Genomic DNA, 16830 nt, shown 5'->3' with positions numbered 1-16830 from the left:
TCGTTTATTCACTCGCCACTCACCACGGGTTCGCCCCGCTCGAATTGAAGAACCCGCCGGTGGGTCCGTCTTCCGGCAGCAAGGCAAGACGAATCGCTTCGGCCGCGCCCTGTTCGATGGTTTGATAGCCGCGATGCTGATTGAGATCGGTCGCGGTAAAGCCGGGATCCGCTGAATTTACCTTGATCGGCGTGTCGCGCAGTTCGGCGGCGAGTTGCACTGTGAGCATGTTCAGCGCGGCCTTGGAGGCGTTGTAGCCCAGAAACTTGACGCTCGCAAACTCCCAGGCGGGATCGCCATTCAACGTGATCGAACCCAGCCCGCTGGACACGTTGACGATGCGCCCGGCTTCCGACTTTCGCACGAGCGGCAGCATAGCCTGCGTGACCGCAAGCGTGCCGAAGAAATTCGTCTCAAACACGCGCCGCACCGCATCGATATCCGCCTTGGCAGGCGAGCCGTCACCCGCACTGGTGATGCCCGCATTGTTCACAAGCACGTCGAGCTTGCCGGCGTGCTTTTCGATCCACGCGGCCGCGTCCCGGAGAGTCTCGGGACGGCCGAGATCGAGTTCGATGAATTGCACATCCAGACCCTCTTCCTTCAACTGCGCAGCGGCTGCGCCGCCCAGTTTGGCGTTGCGTGCGCCGAGCAGCACGCGAATGCCTTTGCGCGCCAGCGTCCCCACGATTTCCAGTCCGATTCCCTTGTTGGCGCCTGTGACCAGCGCGATTTGTGACGATGAACTTTGCATTGCAATCCGTCCGTACTTGAAGAATGGTTTAGGATTCCAGTTTATGAAGGATTCTTCAGCTTTACCATTCGCATATGGATAGCAAGCACGCCCGGGCGCTCACGCCAAGAAAGACGCCACGTCAGGCCCGTTCAACGGTCACCGTCGACGCAGTATTCGAAGCCACCATTCAGGTTTTGCTGAGCGTGGGCGCGCAGCGTCTGACCACCACCCGCGTGGCGGAGCGGGCCGGCGTCTCGGTGGGCACGCTGTACCAGTACTACCCGAACAAGCAGGCGCTTCTCCATGCGGTGATGCAGCGTCACCTCGAGCACGTCGCCGCAGCCGTCGAGCAGGCCTGCGAGCGGCATCATCACGTACCGCTCGGTACGATGGTGCAGGGGCTCGTGCATGCATTCGTCGCGGCCAAGACGGCTCGCGTGGACGAAGCCCGGGCGCTGTACCTCGTGGCCGCCGAGCTGAACGCCGCCGAACTGGTGCTAGAGATCTCCGGACGGACGCGGCGCGCGACCTCGGCGATGCTGGCAACGGCGACCGACGCCTCGTTCGAGGATCTGCCGACCGTGACCTTTATGGTCAACAGCGCCATGGTCGGGTCGACCCGTGCGGTGCTCGAGGGCCGCGCGCCGCCGAAAATGCTTCGGGTGCTGCGCGAACAGCTGATCACGCTATGCGAGGCTTATCTGAAGCGCGTGGCGCTGCCCGTGACGGCGCGAGGCGAGAAAGCGCGCAAGACTGCGTGAAAGGACAGGGTGAACAGCTCGTTTCCGATGAAAAGAGCGCGTCGTCAGCCTCGCCTGCCGAAATTTGGCGTGGTCAAATTGCGTCCCCATTGGCTGTTTGTACTTTTTGTTGTACGGCGTGCGCCTGATTGTTGGCGTGACGAGCAAGGATGTGTTTCCCCGCTTTGACGAAGCGTTGCCATTTCGGGCCCGCTGGCCCCGCGAAGCGCCCGCGCCTTGAGGGTAGCGGAAGCAAGGCCGGCAGCGCGGAAAGCGTTGCCACACGGTGCTTTCGCCCGCCTGACAAGGCAGATCGCAGGCGCAGCGAGTGACCCCCGAATCCACCGGATCAGCACGGCCAGGGCAACCCGAAAGCTGACCATTATGTCAAGGTCTGGAAGCGTATTCTGGTAAACACGCCTATACTCACGGGCGCGCCCTAAAGGTAGTCCGTGGGCCGTGTCGGAGTCCGGTGCGCATTCGTCTGCAGTTCGCGACGGTGCAATCCAGCTGGCTCAGCGCGACCGACGCTCTGTTTATCAATTCACCAAGCACCACCTCAGATATGTCTACATCGCCGAAGATCATCTACACCCTTACCGACGAAGCGCCGGCTCTGGCGACCTACTCGCTGCTGCCGATTGTGAAGGCTTTCACGCGCTCATCGAACGTCGCTGTGGAAACACGTGACATCTCGCTGGCCGGCCGCATCATCGCCGTGTTCCCGGACTATCTGACTGCGGAACAGAAAGGGTCCGACGATCTCGCCGAACTCGGCGCGCTGACCACCCGTCCCGAAGCGAACATCATCAAGCTGCCGAACATCAGCGCTTCGGTGCCGCAACTGAAGGCCGCGATCGCCGAACTGCGCGATCAGGGCTACAAGCTGCCGTCCTATCCGGACGTCGCCACGACCGACGAAGAGAAAGACGTCAAGGCCCGCTACGACAAGATCAAGGGCTCGGCCGTGAACCCGGTGCTGCGCGAAGGCAATTCGGATCGCCGCGCACCGTTGTCGGTCAAGAACTACGCCCGCAAGCATCCGCACAAGATGGGTGCATGGAGCGCGGACTCGAAGTCGCACGTCGCGCACATGAACAACGGCGATTTCTACGGCAGCGAAAAATCCGCGTTGATCGGCGCAGCCGGCAGCGTGAAGATCGAACTGACTGCCGCTGATGGCAGCAAGACGGTTCTGAAAGAAAAGACCGCGGTGAAGGCTGGCGAAATCATCGACGCGTCGGTACTGAGCAAGAAAGCGCTGAGCAGCTTCATCGAAGCGCAGATCGCCGATGCGAAGGCCAACAACGTGCTGTTCTCGGTGCACCTGAAGGCCACCATGATGAAGGTCTCGGACCCGATCATCTTCGGCATCGTGGTCTCGGTGTTCTACAAGGACGTGCTGGCCAAACACGCGGAAGCGCTGGCGAAGGTCGGCTTCAATCCGAACAACGGTATCGGCGACCTGTACGCGCGCCTGAAGGATCTGCCGGAGCAAACGCGCGACGCGATCGAAGCCGACATCAAGGCGCAATACGAACAACGTCCGCATCTGGCGATGGTTAACTCGGACAAGGGCATCACGAGCCTGCACGTGCCGAGCGATGTCATCGTCGACGCATCGATGCCCGCCATGATCCGCGAGTCCGGCAAGATGTGGGGCGCCGATGGCGCACTGCACGACGCCAAGGCAGTGATTCCGGACCGTTGCTATGCCGACGTGTATCAGGCTGTGATCGAAGACTGCAAGAAGCATGGCGCGTTCGATCCGGTCACGATGGGCAGCGTGCCCAACGTCGGCCTGATGGCGCAAGCGGCGGAAGAATACGGTTCACACGACAAGACATTCCAGATCAAGGCGAACGGCGTGGTCCGCGTGACCGACGAAGCCGGCACTGTCCTGCTCGAGCAGAAGGTTGAGGAAGGCGACATCTTCCGCATGTGCCAGACCAAGGACGCGCCGATCCAGGACTGGGTCAAGCTCGCGGTGAACCGCGCCCGCGCGAGCAACACGCCGGCCGTGTTCTGGCTGGACGCAGCGCGCGCGCACGATGCGCAGATCATCAAGAAGGTCGAGACGTACCTGAAGGACCACGACACGAGCGGTCTGGATATCCGTATCCTGACGCCGGTCGAAGCCACGAAGTTCTCGATCGACCGCATTCGTGCCGGCAAGGACACGATCTCGGTCACCGGCAACGTGCTGCGTGACTACCTGACCGACCTGTTCCCGATCATGGAGCTGGGCACGAGCGCGAAGATGCTGTCGATCGTGCCGCTGATGGAAGGTGGCGGCCTGTTCGAAACAGGCGCTGGCGGTTCGGCGCCTAAGCACGTTCAGCAGCTCGTCGAAGAAGGCTTCCTGCGTTGGGACTCGCTCGGCGAATTCCTGGCGCTCGCCGCTTCGCTCGAACATCTGAGCAACGCGTATCACAACCCGAAGGCGCAGGTTCTGGCGAAGACGCTCGACCAGGCTACCGGCAAGTTCCTCGACAACGACAAGTCGCCGGCGCGCAAGGTTGGCGGTATCGACAACCGCGGCAGCCACTTCTACCTGGCCTTGTATTGGGCCGAGGCGCTGGCTGCGCAAACGGAAGACGCTCAGTTGCAGGCTCAGTTCGCTGGTGTGGCGAAAGAACTGGCTGCGAACGAAGCGAAGATCGTTGAGGAACTGGCTGCAGCGCAAGGCAAGCCGGCAGACATCGGCGGCTACTATCGTCCGAATACCGACCTGACGAGCAAGGCCATGCGTCCGAGCGCGACGCTCAACGCGATCGTGGATGCGGTTGCGTAAGGTTCGGCTTCGGTTGAAGCTGGCTGGACGTTAGAGCTGGAGGCAGTAGAAAGGAAATGGCGCCCTCGGGCGCCATTTTCGTTGTGGCGGGGCGTGCCTCGCCGTGGGATGCGCAACTGACCTAGGCGGCCCCATCAAACGTGAACGATTTCCCAGTCGCCGATCTTCTCCGGTATCTCGAGCATCGAAGTATCAGCCTCGGACAGATGCGGACAGCACACACCATTGGCGAGGTCATCGGCGGCCTGCTGAGGGCTGGCAAATGCGCCAAGCGTCTCGTTGCCGAACGAGGCTTCCCAGCCGTCCTTGCCGGGCAAAATGTAGAACGATCCTTCCGTCGAACCAAAGCGAAAGCCTTTCATTTTTCGTCTCCCGATCATCGTAAAAAAATGCATTTGCCTGGCTGACCTGCGTACGGGACGCGGGCCGGTCCTGGGATGGTCTTCGCGGGTCGGCTACTGTGGCCCGCTAAAACCAGTCGTCCAGAACGCCGGCTCATGTAAAAGAGTCTACGTGAGCGAGTCGCTAGCACAGCACGGATAGCGAGATCGGCAGATAAAAAATTATCTATAAAAAACAATATCTTATTGGATTTGTTCCGGATTACGGAATGTGGGACGGCATTGCGAAACGGCTGGTTTGTGCCATGCACCACGATTTTTTGTAGTGCAATGGATCGTTCCACATCGTGAAATTTCCCGATATGTGGTCGTTCGGTGTGGCGCTTCGGGACGGACTGTTAAGGGAGCGCTTCCTCCTTGGTCCCGTCCTGATCGGCGCAGGAAGCAACAACGCCCCCCGCAAATGCATTGGGAATACCCGTTCGGGCATAATGCGCCGATGTTGATGACCTGGTGAAGCTGACATGCTTTATGACCAATCGTGGATGGGTTACGGCATCGTCGGCGGTATCGAAGCGGGGGCGATTGCGGCGGTGATCGGATTCTTTGTGCTGCTGCTGCTGCACTGGCTGACGCGCAAGCAACCGTGGAGCCATGGCCGCGTGCTCGCCGTGGCTTATCTGCTGTCCGTGCTGCCCAGTTCCAGCGGCGATTTGTGGAACATGTTCTATTTCAACTACGCTGACCTCCAGTCGCCGGCTCTGATGCGCGCGTCCCTTGCCGGGATTCACGATCCAGACGGCATCGGCACACGCGTGCTATGCGAGTTCCTGGGTGTGGCGGTGGGAGTATCGTTGGCCTGGGCTTTGATGTTTTGGCGTGATCGTGCGCGCGCCGGCAGCGCATGACATCGCTTCATGCGATAGGTAGATAACCCGGTCGTTCAATGGAAAACCCGTATGCCGCCTGGCGCACGGGCATCCGCTTGAGCGAGGGCTTTACGCGGCGCTGCCGTAGAAAACATCCAGCGTCGGAAACGCAGCCTGCCCGCGCAGGCAGTCCCACAGGTAGATTGCGAATCCCGGGTCTCCGGTCCAAAGCGAATAGCGCAACTGTCCGTAAGCCGCTTCATCAGCCTCAGTCTGCGCAATGCCATGCATCGCAAATGCCCTCGCGCGCTGGAGCCATTTGACATCGCCGGTACGCTGGTAGAGCACCAGAAACGCATAACCATTGCCGCCCGTCCCGTGGCACAGGTTGGAGCCCTTCGCTAGCGGTCCCGCAGCCCATGTCGCCTCACCACCCGCAAGCAGCAGCGAATCCAGTTCACGGCTTGGCAACTGCGCGAGGCAGACAATGAAACCAGGTGCGCCATGGCACAACTGCATGAGCCAGCGCGGCGTGCGGCCTTCCGGTAGCGTGAGAAACGCGCGCCAGTTTGCGTGGTGGTCCTCGAGCGTCGCGGTGCGTTGCACGGTATTGACGATGCGTTGTTCCCATTCGCTCCAGCTGGCAGCGTCGAGCAGATGGCGACCGCGAATCAGCGGCAACGCAGTTCCCACGAAACCATGCACGCCGTCGAGATAAGTCGTCTGCGAGCCATACATGTCCTGCGTCCAGTAGTGGCAGCCATGTTCCTCCGACCACTTCAGTTCGCTCGCGAGTTGCGCAGCGCTCTTGCGAAACAGCTCGGCCCAGCGTTCGTCCTGAGTGTGCTCATGAAGGAACGACGCGGCGAGCAGCGTGCCCGGCGAACCCCACATGAGTTCGCGGGTGGCATTGTCGAGATTGCCATTGATCAGATCGGCAAGCTGCCCGGCCAGCGCTTCGCTCGGCGTGCGTCCGTATTCGAGCATCAGCCACGGCGTTTCGCCCATCATCCACGAAGCGAAGAAGGTGCACGCTTCCTCTTCGAGCCACCGCCGATTCAACGTGCGTAGCGTTGCCGCATGCGCCAACGGATCGCGCTGAAGTTTGACCGCGCCAACCGCTTCAAGATAGCCAAGTGCCCAAACGACTCCACACGCGCCGTGATAAAGCGGCGTTAGCGGCGCGCGTGGATTATCTTCATCGCTGCCGTCGCGAGGGTGGGCCGGCCACAGTCCGTCCTCGTTCATCTGAGTTTCCGTTTGGCTGACGATCCGGGCGATGCAATCTCTCACCCGTGTTTCATCCCATTCGATTGCTTGCAGAGGCTCATGACGGCTCGGATCGAAAAGCATGCATACCTCGCTAGAAATAGAAAAGAGGGTGGCGTCGCGCGGGCATCAGCGGATGTCATGCGCGGCGAATCGATGGGCGCGTCGAACTCGTGTTGAACGTCGAATCCGCTTGCGCAACGACTGACGCTGTCCGATCATTTAGCCCTCGCCGCCCTGACCGATGCCGATGATGCCTCAGGACGCGCACGTTGTCGAAAGGCGCCAGATTCCGCATCATTTGTGCGGTGTGCATCGATGCGTTCAACATGAATCAACTCGAAGGAGGGAAGGCATGACCTACGCGCTTTATTATTCGCCCGGCGCGGCGAGCATGGCGGTTCACTGGATGCTGCTCGAGGCGGGCATTCCCTTCGAGGCCCGGCTGATCAATATCGACGAGGGCGCGCAACACGACCCCGAGTATCGGCGTCTCAATCCAGCAGGCCGCGTGCCGACGCTCATCGTCGACGGTGTGCCGCGCCACGAATCCGCCGCCTTGCTGATGTTGCTGGCCGAGCGTCATCCGGATGCCGGTCTTGCGCCGGCGCCCGGCTCACCTGATCGCGCCGAGTGGTTCGAGCTGATGGTATTCATGGCCAATACCGTGCTCCCCGCAATGCGTGACTGGTTTTACGCCGACGAGGACGGCGACCCCGCTGGTGCCGAAGCAGTGCAGGCGCTCGCGCAGCGCCGGATCGAACAGTCCTGGGAGCGGCTCGACGCGCTGGTCGCCGACGGCCGCAACTGGCTGGTGGGTGGAAAGCTCAGTACAGCAGATTTTCTTGCGGTGATGCTGATGCGCTGGTCGCGCAATCTGCCGTGCAAGGCTACGAACTGGCCGCACCTGGTGCCCTATATCCAGCGCTTGCGCGCGCTGCCGTCGTTTATCGAGCTGAACACGAGAGAGGGCTTGAGCAACTGGAGCAATCCGGCGAGCTAGCGCGAACCAGGAACGCGTCTATCAGTCGACGCGGATTCCAGAACCACGAGAGACTGCAGCAGCGCCGAGGTTAGAACCCCGCCTTTATGATTCCACTAGTCGAAGGGTTACGAGTCGCGGTAATCTTGCCGCGCCTCGTTCCTTTGGAAGCGTAAATGACAGCAACGAAGAGTTTGACACTGACAAAGAATTTGATACCAACAAAGTCTGTTCTTGCCTTAACGCTCGCAGTCGCGTTTGTCTCCTCCGCCGCCTGTTCGCCTGCGTGGGCGGCCGACGGCCCGCCCGTCGCCCCGGTACGTCCCGTCACCGATACCTACTTCGGCACACCAGTAGTGGACAACTACCGCTACATGGAAAACCTGAAAGACCCGCAGGTCCAGCACTGGATGAAAGCGCAGGCGACCTACACGCGCAAGGTGCTCGATGCGATTCCAGGCCGTGCCGCGCTGGCGAAGCGCATCCTTGCACTCGGCGGAAAGGATCTGCGCCGCGATGCATTTACACGCCGCGGCGAGCGGCTCTTTTACGAAGTGATGGACCCAGGCGCCAACCTGCCCAAGCTCGCGTATCGCGATGGCATCAACGGCGAGGAACACGTTCTGGTCGACCCGGCGAAGCTCGCGAAAGATCGCGCGCATCACTTCGCGCTCGACTGGTTCTCGCCGTCGTGGGATGGTCGTTATGTGGCCTATGGCGTTTCCGAAGGCGGCTCGGAAGAGAGCGTGCTGCACATCGTCGATCTGAGCACCGGGACGCAGCTCGCAGAGAGCATCGACCGTACTTCCGATTGCGTGGTCTCCTGGCGCGACGACAACCGCTCGTTCTTCTATCTGCGCTATCCGAAGATCGGCCCCGACACGCCGCCGTCGCAATCCGAATATAACGCGGTGACGCGCCTTCACGTACTTGGCCAGAATACCGATGGCGAGGGCGACGTGGCGGTGTTCGGCAAGGGCGTATCCGCGAGTCTCGATGTGCCGGAAGGCCAGGCGACTTACGTGTTGCTGACGCCGGATTCGCCGTACGCGGTGGCGGTTGCCAATCACAACATGGACGACGCGCCGAACTCGTTTTACGTCGCACCGCTCGCGCAGATCGATGGTGCGCAGACCCCGTGGCAACAGATCGCCGCGCCCAGGGATGGCGTGACCGCTGTGCGGCTGCACGGCGACAAACTCTACTTCCTGTCGAACAAGGGTGCTTCCCGCTATCAGATCCTGTCGACGCCGCTTGCGCATCCGGACATCGCGCATGCCGACGTGGTGGTGCCCGAAGGCCCGAACGTGATCGACTCGTTCTATCTTGCCAGCGACGCGATGTATATCAGCGAACGTGCGGGCCCGAGCTTTCAGCTCAAGCGCGTATCGTTCGACGGCAAGGACACGCAGACGATCGGCTTACCGTTCGAGGGCAGCATCTCGAGCCTGACCACCGATCCGCGTCAGCCGGGCGTCCTGTTCGACCTGCAGGGCTGGGTCAAGGCGCCGCGCGAACTGGCCTACGATCCAGCTACCCATGCGGCTACCGACACCGGCCTGATTCCGCCAGCGAAGACCGAGTCGGACGACATCGAGGCACACGACGAGTTCGCTACCAGTTACGACGGCACGCGCATTCCGGTGTCGATCATCGCGAAGAAGGGCACGGTGCAGGACGGCTCGCATCCAACCATCGTGACGGGCTACGCCAGCTATGGCACTTCGTCGGATCCGTACTATGACCCAACCTTGCAGGCGTGGATCGAGCGCGGCGGCATCGTCGCGGTCTCGCATATGCGCGGCGGCGGCGAGTACGGCGATGCGTGGCATCGTGCCGGACAGAAGCTCACGAAGATCAACACGCTGCTCGATTTCGTCGCCTCGGCGCAATACATGGCCGACCAGCACTACACGCAACCGAAGTTGCTTGCAGCGAACAGCGCAAGCGCAGGTGGCATCGTAATGGGCGGTGCGCTCGAGATCGACCCGGGCCTGTTCCGCGTGATTCTCGATGACGTCGGCGACTCCGACACGCTGCGCTCCGAAACCGAGCCCAACGGACCGCCGAACGTGCCAGAGTTCGGATCGACCTCGACGGAAAGCGGTTTTCACGGCCTCTATTCGATGAGTTCCTATGCTCACGTGCATGACGGCACACCCTATCCGGCGGTGTTGTTCACCACTGGCGCCAACGATCCGCGGGTGGCGTCCTGGCACATGCTGAAGATGACGGCGCGCGTGCAGGCAGCGACCAGCAGCGGGCGTCCGGTGCTGTTGCGGGTCGACTATGACGCGGGCCATGGCATCGGCTCCAGCCTGTCGCAAGAGGCCGATCAACTCGCCGACGAGTGGTCGTTCGCACTCTGGCAGATGGGCGAGCCTGGCTTTCAGCCGAAGCATTAGCACGGTGATGGCGCTTTATTGACCCTCTAGTCGTCCAGCCGCAAGTCGGGGTAATCTTGCGGCGCCTCATTCTTTTGGAAGCTCGAATGAAACAGAACAAGTCTTTTCTGGCTGTAACGCTTGCTGCTACCCTGCTCGCCGCCAACGGTGCGGCGCAGGCTGCCGATGGCCCGCCGGTGGCGCCCGTGCGCCCGGTCACCGATACCTACTTCGGTACGCCGGTGGTGGACAATTATCGCTACATGGAAAACCTGAAGGACCCGGAAGTTCAAAGCTGGATGAAAGGGCAGGCAGCTTACACCCGTAAGGTGCTGGACGCGATCCCCGGTCGCGCATCGCTCGCACATAGCATCGAATCGCTGATGGGCAACGATCTGCATCGCGGCGAATTCATGCGTCGCGGTGACCGGATCTTTTATGAGGTACTGGAGCCGGGCGCCAATCTGCCCAAGCTCGCGTATCGCGACGGCGTGAACGGCGAGGAACACGTCCTCGTCGATCCGGCGAAGCTCGCCACGGACAGCGCGCATCACTTCGCGCTCGACTGGTATTCGCCGTCGTGGGACGGTCGCTATGTCGCTTACGGCATCTCCGCCGGCGGCTCGGAAAAGAGCGTACTGCACGTGATCGATCTGCAGACCGGCAACGACCTCGCCGAAGTGATCGACCGCACGAGCGATTGCGTCGTCTCCTGGCGCAAGGACAACCAGTCGTTCTTCTATCTGCGCTATCCGAAACCCGGCCCGGACACGCCGCTCTCGAAGACCGAGTACAACGCGGTGACGTACATCCACGTGCTCGGTCAGAACGCCAATGGCGATGGCGACGAGGCCGTGTTCGGCCGCGGCGTCTCGCCGAAGCTCGATGTTGCCGAAGGCCAGGGGACCTATGTGTTGCTGGCACCGGATTCGCCGTACGCGGTCGCGGTGGTGAATCACAACATGGACAACAACCCGAACATCTTCTACGTTGCGCGGCTCGATCAGATCCATGGCGCGGATACGCCCTGGAAAAAGATTGCGGACACGGATGACGGCGTAACGGATGTGCAGCTGCGCGGCGATCGCCTGTATCTGCTGAGCGAGAAGGGTGCTTCGCGCTTCCAGATTCTGTCGCTGCCGGCGGCGCATCCGGATCTCGCAACGGCCGATGTAGTCGTGCCGCAAGGCACGAACGTGATCGACGCGTTCACGCTGGGTAGCGACGCGATGTATATCGGCGAGCGGGCGGGCGGCAGCTTCGAGTTGAAGCGCGTGTCGTTCGACGGCAAAGACACGCAGTCGATCGATCTGCCTTTCGCGGGCAGGGTAGCGGGCCTGACGGCCGATCCACGTCAGCCGGGTGCGCTGTTCAACCTGCAGGGCTGGGTCAAGGCGCCGCGTGAGTACGCCTACGATCCGAAGACCAACGCGGCCACCGACACTGGCCTGATTCCGCCTTCGAAGACGGAATCGGACGATATCGAAGCGCACGACGAATTCGCCACCAGCTACGACGGTACGCGCATTCCGGTGTCGATCATCGCTCAGAAGGGCGTGAAACGCGACGGCTCGCATCCGACCATCGTGTTCGGCTACGGCAGCTATGGGTTGTCGATGGATCCGGTGTACCGTCCGCAATGGAAGGCGTGGGTCGACCACGGCGGCATCGTCGCGGTGTCGCATATGCGCGGCGGTGGCGAGTACGGCGACACGTGGCACCGTGCGGGTCAGAAGCTCTGGAAGATCAACACTATGCTCGATTTCAACGCGAGCGCGCAATACATGATCGACCAGCATTACACGCAGTCGAAATACCTGGGCGCAAACAGTGCCAGCGCCGGCGGTATCGTGATGGGCGGCGCGATGGAGATCAACCCGGCGCTGTTCCGTGTGGTGATGGACGACGTGGGGCTGTCCGACGCGCTGCGCTTCGAAACCGAGCCTAATGGGCCGCCGAACGTGCCTGAAATGGGTTCGTCGTCGGATGAAGCGGGCTTCCATGGTCTCTATGCGATGAGCGCTTATGCGCATATCCATGACGGCACGCCGTACCCCGCTGTCATCTTCACGACGGGCGCCAACGATCCGCGTGTGTCCTCATGGCATATGCTGAAGATGGCGGCGCGCATGCAGGCGGCGACGAGCAGTGGCCGGCCAGTGTTGTTGCGCATCGACTTCGACGCGGGCCACGGAATGGGCTCGAGCATGTCGCAGCGCGCCAACCTGCTGGCCGATGAGTGGGCGTTTGCCCTGTGGCAGATGGGTGAGCCGGGCTTCCAGCCGAAGCACTAAGCCGGTGGGGGACTGGGCGTCGGCGGTTCGGCGTCTGGTCCCCGTTTGCGTTGTGGCGACTCGCGTGTCGTTGAGGAATCGATCTTGAGACTAGCCAGGCGTTTTGCGCTCGCTGTACTCGGCATCGTCTGTGCGGGCGTGCTTGCGCTTCTCTTCCTGCACCACGACGGGTCGATAGAGACGGACATCTGGATCGACAGTCCGCCGCAGACGGTCTGGAAGGTACTCACCGCGACGGCCGATTATCCGCGCTGGAATCCGGAGATCTCGCGGCTCGACGGTGAGCTGGTTGAAGGCAAGGTGATCGAGTTTGCCGAAGGATCGGGTCAGGATGCGATGGTGTTCCGCCCGACCGTGCTGACGGTTCGTCCCGGGCAGGAATTGCGCTGGAAAGGGGCGCTGTGGGTTCCGGGTCTCTTCGATGGGGAGCACCGGTTTCAACTCGAAGCGTCGGGCAACCGTACGCACTTTATTCAGAGCGAACAGTTCACGGGGATCCTCGTCGGAAAGCTAAGTGACGATGCCTTGAAGGCTACGGCTGAGAGTATGAAGGCGATGAATGCTGCGTTGAAAACGCGTGTGGAAGCGTTGAATACGAAGTAGGCCACCCGAAAGTAGCCCGCCCAAAAAAGTCGGCAACTCGAAGAAGTCGACCGCTCGAAAACCGGACCAGCCCTGAACCTCCGGGCTGATCCAGTCAAACAAGGTCGTTAAGCGCTGACGCTCGCCCGCTTGGGCGTCACCAACGACACCACAAACGTCACGACAATATTCGCTGCCAGCGCGATCAGGCCGATATACAGCGGATAGGTTGCATCACCGAGATGCAGCGCAAACACCGGCTTCAGGCCCTGCGAAATCGCCATCCCGCTACCCAGCACGATTCCCACCAGCCAGCCGAGGAACAGACCCGGCGTATTCAGGCGGCGCGTGTACAGCGAAAACACGATGGCCGGGAAAATCTGCAGGATCCATACGCCGCCGAGCAGCTGCAGATCGATCGCGTACTGCGTGGGCAGGAACACGATAAACAGCAGCGCACCGAACTTCACCGCTAACGAGACGATCTTCGCAGTCGAGGCTTCCGCGCTCGACGACATGTCCGGCGACACGATCGGACGCCACAGGTTGCGCGTGAACAGGTTCGCCGCACCAATCGACATGATCGCCGCCGGCACCAGCGCGCTGATCGCAATCGCCGCGGCCGCAAAGCCGACGAACCATGACGGGAACAGCGTGCCGAACAATGTCGGCACAACGTCTGAAGCCGACTTCACATGCACGCCGGCCGCGATCGCCATATAGCCGAGCAGCGCGATCAGGCCAAGCAGCAGCGTATAGGCCGGCAGGAAAATCGCATTCTTGCGCACCGTCGCGGCGGAAGACGACGACAACACCGCCGTCATCGTATGCGGATACATGAACGCCGCCAGTGCCGAGCCCAGCGCGAGCGAGGCATACGCGGTGAACTGCGTCGGCTTGAGGATGATGCCGGTCGCGCCGCCCTTGGCCTTGAAATACGTATCCGCCGCATCGAACACGTGCGCGTAGCCACCGAGTTTCGCCGGAATCAGCCACACGGCCGCGATCACGACGATATAGATCATGATGTCCTTGACGAACGCGATCATCGCCGGCGCCCTCAGGCCGCTGGTGTAGGTGTAAAGCGCAAGGATCACGAAGGCGACGATCAGCGGCATTTCGCCGGTGACGCCCAGACCCTTGATCACCACCTGCATGCCCACCAGCTGCAGTGCGATATACGGCATGGTCGCAACAATGCCCGTCAGCGCCACCGCGCCCGGGAACCACTTGCCACCGTACTCGCCCTGCACGTAATCGGCCGCGGTGATGTGATTCTTCGTATGGGCGATCTGCCAGAGCTTCGGCATCACGGCAAACACGAACGGATAGACGATGATGGTGTAGGGCAATGCAAAGAAGCCATACGCACCGACCGAATACACGAGTGCCGGCACGGCGATCACCGTGTAGGCGGTGTAGAAATCGCCACCCACCAGGAACCACGAAATGATCACGCCGAACTGCCGTCCTCCAAGCCCCCACTCATGCAACTGCGTGAGGTCGCCGCGCTTCCAGCGCGCCGCGAAAAAGCCCACGACGGTGACCAGCAGGAAGAAGAAAATGAAAACGGCCATGGCGACCGGATTGACTGGAATCGCATCGCTCATTTGAGCCCCCTGTAGACAACGTAGATCAGCAGGGAGGTGAGCGGCACCCACAGGAACTGATACCAGTAGAAGAACGGGAAGCCGGCGAACGACGGATGCGTGTCGTTATAGAACGGCAGCCAGAGCAGCGCGATATACGGTATCAGCAGGATGAGCCATAGCCAGGAGCGGCCGGCCGGAGCAGTAGTTTTCAAGAGATCCCCAAGATTGTATGTAGTGGAAACGGGTATCGGTGGTTTCGCGTCAGCGCAGGACTTGTACGGCATCCGTGTCGGTGACGGTAGCGCGCATTATCTTAGAAAATGTGGCGGGATGCTCTGGGCAGGACCGCTACGCCGTGCCTAAGGGTGCCGGAGTGTATCCGCGCCGCGCCTCTACAGGCAAAATAGCCGGCGATGCGACCCGCATCGAAAGCGATGCAGGCCGGCACGTAAAAGGACATCCGACACCGGGCAATCCGGCGCCAAACCGGTCCAGGCGAACATGAAGCGCCTATGACAAAACGACACAAATATAGACGAACGATCCACAGATCGCGCGGGCCATTCCGTTTACGATCCGTGCTTACCGGCACTGCATATCGCGCTATCGCGCAGTCCTGTTAGCAATGCGTAGGGTGCTGCGCCAAACAGTCCTCGTACTGCGGCCTGGATCGACGGCGCATGTAATTAGGCATACATATAAAGCGAATTCGACGTGCTTGAAATCATTCAAGGATTGGATGTGAGTTTGAACCTGTCGTCCAATGGCCCGGCGTTCACGGCTTGCGAAACCCGGCAAGGCGTGCCGCTTGGATATGTCAGTGAAAAGCTGGCGCACGCGATCATCGATACGCATGCGGCCGGCGTGGCGCATCCTGAGGCCCGCAAGCGTCTGGCCCACGTCATGTATTCGCAAACAAAGGCGTTTCTTGCGCTGCACAACGTGCTGGCCGTCGCCGATGCACCCGGCTTGCCCGAACAACTCCTCGGGATGGAACGGCACGAACTGCACAGCTGGATCGCCGCAGTCGTGACCCATGGCGATCTGCTCGGAGCCGGCGAGGTCTGACTACCGGTACAAGTGACTCGCCGCCGGCGTAGGCTTCCGTCAAGCTTTCCGTAAACGTCCGTAATGAAACCTGTAACGCGAATAATATGCTCCGGTTCTAGACTCCTGCTGGTTCGGAAAGCGGAAATTACTGCTGTTCTGGACTGGCAAGCGTTCTCCCCATCAGTGGGCGCGTCATCCGGATTGAGCTATGTGGCCTACCGTTCAGCCAATCTCTCGCGTAGCGTTGGTTCTTTCGCCAGCAATCGGCGACTCCTTGCTGATGATGACGATCGCGCGAAATCTTCAGCAAAACGGCATCGCCGTGACCATTTTCGGCCGGCAGATCCAGTCGCTGGGCGCGTGGTTTCCTGAAGTCGAAACTCTCGATGACCTCTCGGTCGCGGACCTGACAGCAAAGCTTTCCGGGTTCGACCGGGTGATCCAGATGCACAGGAACAAGCCGTTCGTGGGCCTCGAGCAATATCACCCGCGGGTTAGTTTCCTCGATCACATCTGCCGGGTGCGGTCCTCCGAATCCATGGCCGACCGGCTGGCGAAGTTTTGCGTCGACGAGTTTGGTCTCGCGGGCGCCGACAAGAGCAACGGCATGACGCCGCCGCCGGGACTGCAACACCGGAAATACCCGCTGCGCGTGGCGATTCACCCCACCGCCAGCACCGCCGACAAATGCTGGCTACCGTCGCGCTTCATCAGACTCGCGATCCGGCTGCGCGAACTGGGCTTCAGCCCTGAATTCGTCGTAGCGCCCCAGGAGCGCGCGGACTGGCTCCATATCGAACGCCTTGGCCTCAAACTGCCCGATTTCGGTTCGCTCGATAACGTCGCCACCTGGGTCTACGAGTCCGGCTGGTTCATCGGCAACGACTCGGGCATCGGCCATCTGGCCTCCAGCCTGCACATTCCTACCTTGTCGCTGTTCATGCGCCGCGGCATTGCGCGGACCTGGCGGCCGGACTGGGGGACAGGGCAGGTACTGATAGGCAGCACCTACCTCCCAACCGGATTCCTGAAAGAGCGGTACTGGAAATACATGTTGTCGGTCAGGCAGGTCTCCCGCGCATTCGAGCAACTGCGCGCCAGCTTAAGCTTCGCATGAAGCCCCCCACGTTTTTCAATTTGCCCGGAACCGCGTCTGGATGCGCCCCATTGGCGGCGCTCGACGTGCCGCGCGGCACA

The 16830-nt window shown here is 61.2% G+C and carries 14 protein-coding genes; 9 read left to right on the top strand and 5 right to left on the bottom strand.

The features are described from left to right. Positions 1-19: 19 nt before the first annotated feature. Positions 20-754: an SDR family oxidoreductase gene (locus P3T24_RS29310; RefSeq protein WP_429440147.1), complete on the bottom strand. Its 735-nt coding sequence runs from the start codon at positions 752-754 to the stop codon at positions 20-22. A gap of 74 nt (positions 755-828) precedes the next feature. On the opposite strand from P3T24_RS29310, the gene P3T24_RS29305 reads away from it, so the two are divergent. Then, complete coding sequence (locus P3T24_RS29305) at positions 829-1497, top strand: TetR/AcrR family transcriptional regulator (RefSeq protein WP_429440144.1); 669 nt, start codon at positions 829-831, stop codon at positions 1495-1497. Positions 1498-2041: 544 nt separating this feature from the next. Then, positions 2042-4270, top strand: coding sequence for an NADP-dependent isocitrate dehydrogenase (locus tag P3T24_RS29300; protein WP_429440141.1), 2229 nt, complete (start codon positions 2042-2044; stop codon positions 4268-4270). A gap of 134 nt (positions 4271-4404) precedes the next feature. Here the strand turns inward: P3T24_RS29300 and P3T24_RS29295 are convergent, their stop codons facing one another. Beyond that, complete coding sequence (locus tag P3T24_RS29295) at positions 4405-4632, bottom strand: hypothetical protein (RefSeq protein ID WP_074265746.1); 228 nt, start codon at positions 4630-4632, stop codon at positions 4405-4407. A 503-nt stretch (positions 4633-5135) separates the two neighbouring features. On the opposite strand from P3T24_RS29295, the gene P3T24_RS29290 reads away from it, so the two are divergent. Further along, positions 5136-5519 carry a hypothetical protein gene (locus tag P3T24_RS29290; RefSeq protein WP_429440138.1) on the top strand — a complete coding sequence of 128 codons (384 nt, stop codon included), beginning with the start codon at positions 5136-5138 and terminating at the stop codon, positions 5517-5519. A 90-nt stretch (positions 5520-5609) separates the two neighbouring features. Here P3T24_RS29290 and P3T24_RS29285 read toward each other — a convergent pair whose 3' ends face one another. After that, positions 5610-6728: a lanthionine synthetase C family protein gene (locus P3T24_RS29285; RefSeq protein WP_429440135.1), complete on the bottom strand. Its 1119-nt coding sequence runs from the start codon at positions 6726-6728 to the stop codon at positions 5610-5612. A gap of 376 nt (positions 6729-7104) precedes the next feature. Here P3T24_RS29285 and P3T24_RS29280 point away from each other — a divergent pair, with 376 nt between their 5' ends. The 4 genes from P3T24_RS29280 (at position 7105) to P3T24_RS29265 (ending at position 13012) form a co-directional block, all read left to right on the top strand. Beyond that, positions 7105-7752 (top strand): glutathione S-transferase family protein, encoded by a 648-nt coding sequence (locus P3T24_RS29280; protein ID WP_429440132.1) that lies wholly within the window; start codon positions 7105-7107, stop codon positions 7750-7752. 155 nt (positions 7753-7907) lie between these two features. After that, complete coding sequence (locus P3T24_RS29275) at positions 7908-10136, top strand: prolyl oligopeptidase family serine peptidase (protein ID WP_429440129.1); 2229 nt, start codon at positions 7908-7910, stop codon at positions 10134-10136. An 86-nt stretch (positions 10137-10222) separates the two neighbouring features. Beyond that, positions 10223-12409: a prolyl oligopeptidase family serine peptidase gene (locus tag P3T24_RS29270; RefSeq protein ID WP_429440127.1), complete on the top strand. Its 2187-nt coding sequence runs from the start codon at positions 10223-10225 to the stop codon at positions 12407-12409. 84 nt (positions 12410-12493) lie between these two features. Next, on the top strand, positions 12494-13012 hold the full coding sequence (locus tag P3T24_RS29265) for an SRPBCC family protein (protein ID WP_429440125.1): 519 nt from the start codon (positions 12494-12496) through the stop codon (positions 13010-13012). Between the two features lie 107 nt (positions 13013-13119). Here P3T24_RS29265 and mctP read toward each other — a convergent pair whose 3' ends face one another. Next, a complete protein-coding gene (mctP, locus tag P3T24_RS29260) occupies positions 13120-14601 on the bottom strand; it encodes a monocarboxylate uptake permease MctP (RefSeq protein ID WP_074265742.1) in 1482 nt (493 codons plus the stop codon). Further along, entirely contained in the window at positions 14598-14795 is a 198-nt protein-coding gene (locus tag P3T24_RS29255; RefSeq protein WP_074265741.1) for a DUF3311 domain-containing protein, read from the bottom strand. Before P3T24_RS29255 ends, mctP begins: the two co-directional genes overlap by 4 nt. 529 nt (positions 14796-15324) lie before the next feature. On the opposite strand from P3T24_RS29255, the gene P3T24_RS29250 reads away from it, so the two are divergent. Continuing rightward, complete coding sequence (locus P3T24_RS29250) at positions 15325-15651, top strand: hypothetical protein (protein ID WP_429411229.1); 327 nt, start codon at positions 15325-15327, stop codon at positions 15649-15651. A gap of 262 nt (positions 15652-15913) precedes the next feature. Next, on the top strand, positions 15914-16750 hold the full coding sequence (locus P3T24_RS29245) for a glycosyltransferase family 9 protein (protein WP_429440199.1): 837 nt from the start codon (positions 15914-15916) through the stop codon (positions 16748-16750). Positions 16751-16830 lie beyond the last annotated feature (80 nt).

Source organism: Paraburkholderia sp. GAS33 (genome assembly GCF_050436645.1).
Classification (GTDB): Bacteria; Pseudomonadota; Gammaproteobacteria; order Burkholderiales; family Burkholderiaceae; genus Paraburkholderia; species Paraburkholderia phenazinium_B.
This window is presented reverse-complemented; position numbering and strand designations above follow the sequence as displayed.

Coding starts and splice junctions, on each gene's coding strand:
- P3T24_RS29310 (WP_429440147.1), bottom strand. CDS start 754: ATGCAAAGTTCATCGTCACAAATCGCGCTGGTCACAGGCGCCAACAAG.
- P3T24_RS29305 (WP_429440144.1), top strand. CDS start 829: ATGGATAGCAAGCACGCCCGGGCGCTCACGCCAAGAAAGACGCCACGT.
- P3T24_RS29300 (WP_429440141.1), top strand. CDS start 2,042: ATGTCTACATCGCCGAAGATCATCTACACCCTTACCGACGAAGCGCCG.
- P3T24_RS29295 (WP_074265746.1), bottom strand. CDS start 4,632: ATGAAAGGCTTTCGCTTTGGTTCGACGGAAGGATCGTTCTACATTTTG.
- P3T24_RS29290 (WP_429440138.1), top strand. CDS start 5,136: ATGCTTTATGACCAATCGTGGATGGGTTACGGCATCGTCGGCGGTATC.
- P3T24_RS29285 (WP_429440135.1), bottom strand. CDS start 6,728: ATGAACGAGGACGGACTGTGGCCGGCCCACCCTCGCGACGGCAGCGAT.
- P3T24_RS29280 (WP_429440132.1), top strand. CDS start 7,105: ATGACCTACGCGCTTTATTATTCGCCCGGCGCGGCGAGCATGGCGGTT.
- P3T24_RS29275 (WP_429440129.1), top strand. CDS start 7,908: ATGACAGCAACGAAGAGTTTGACACTGACAAAGAATTTGATACCAACA.
- P3T24_RS29270 (WP_429440127.1), top strand. CDS start 10,223: ATGAAACAGAACAAGTCTTTTCTGGCTGTAACGCTTGCTGCTACCCTG.
- mctP (WP_074265742.1), bottom strand. CDS start 14,601: ATGAGCGATGCGATTCCAGTCAATCCGGTCGCCATGGCCGTTTTCATT.
- P3T24_RS29245 (WP_429440199.1), top strand. CDS start 15,914: ATGATGACGATCGCGCGAAATCTTCAGCAAAACGGCATCGCCGTGACC.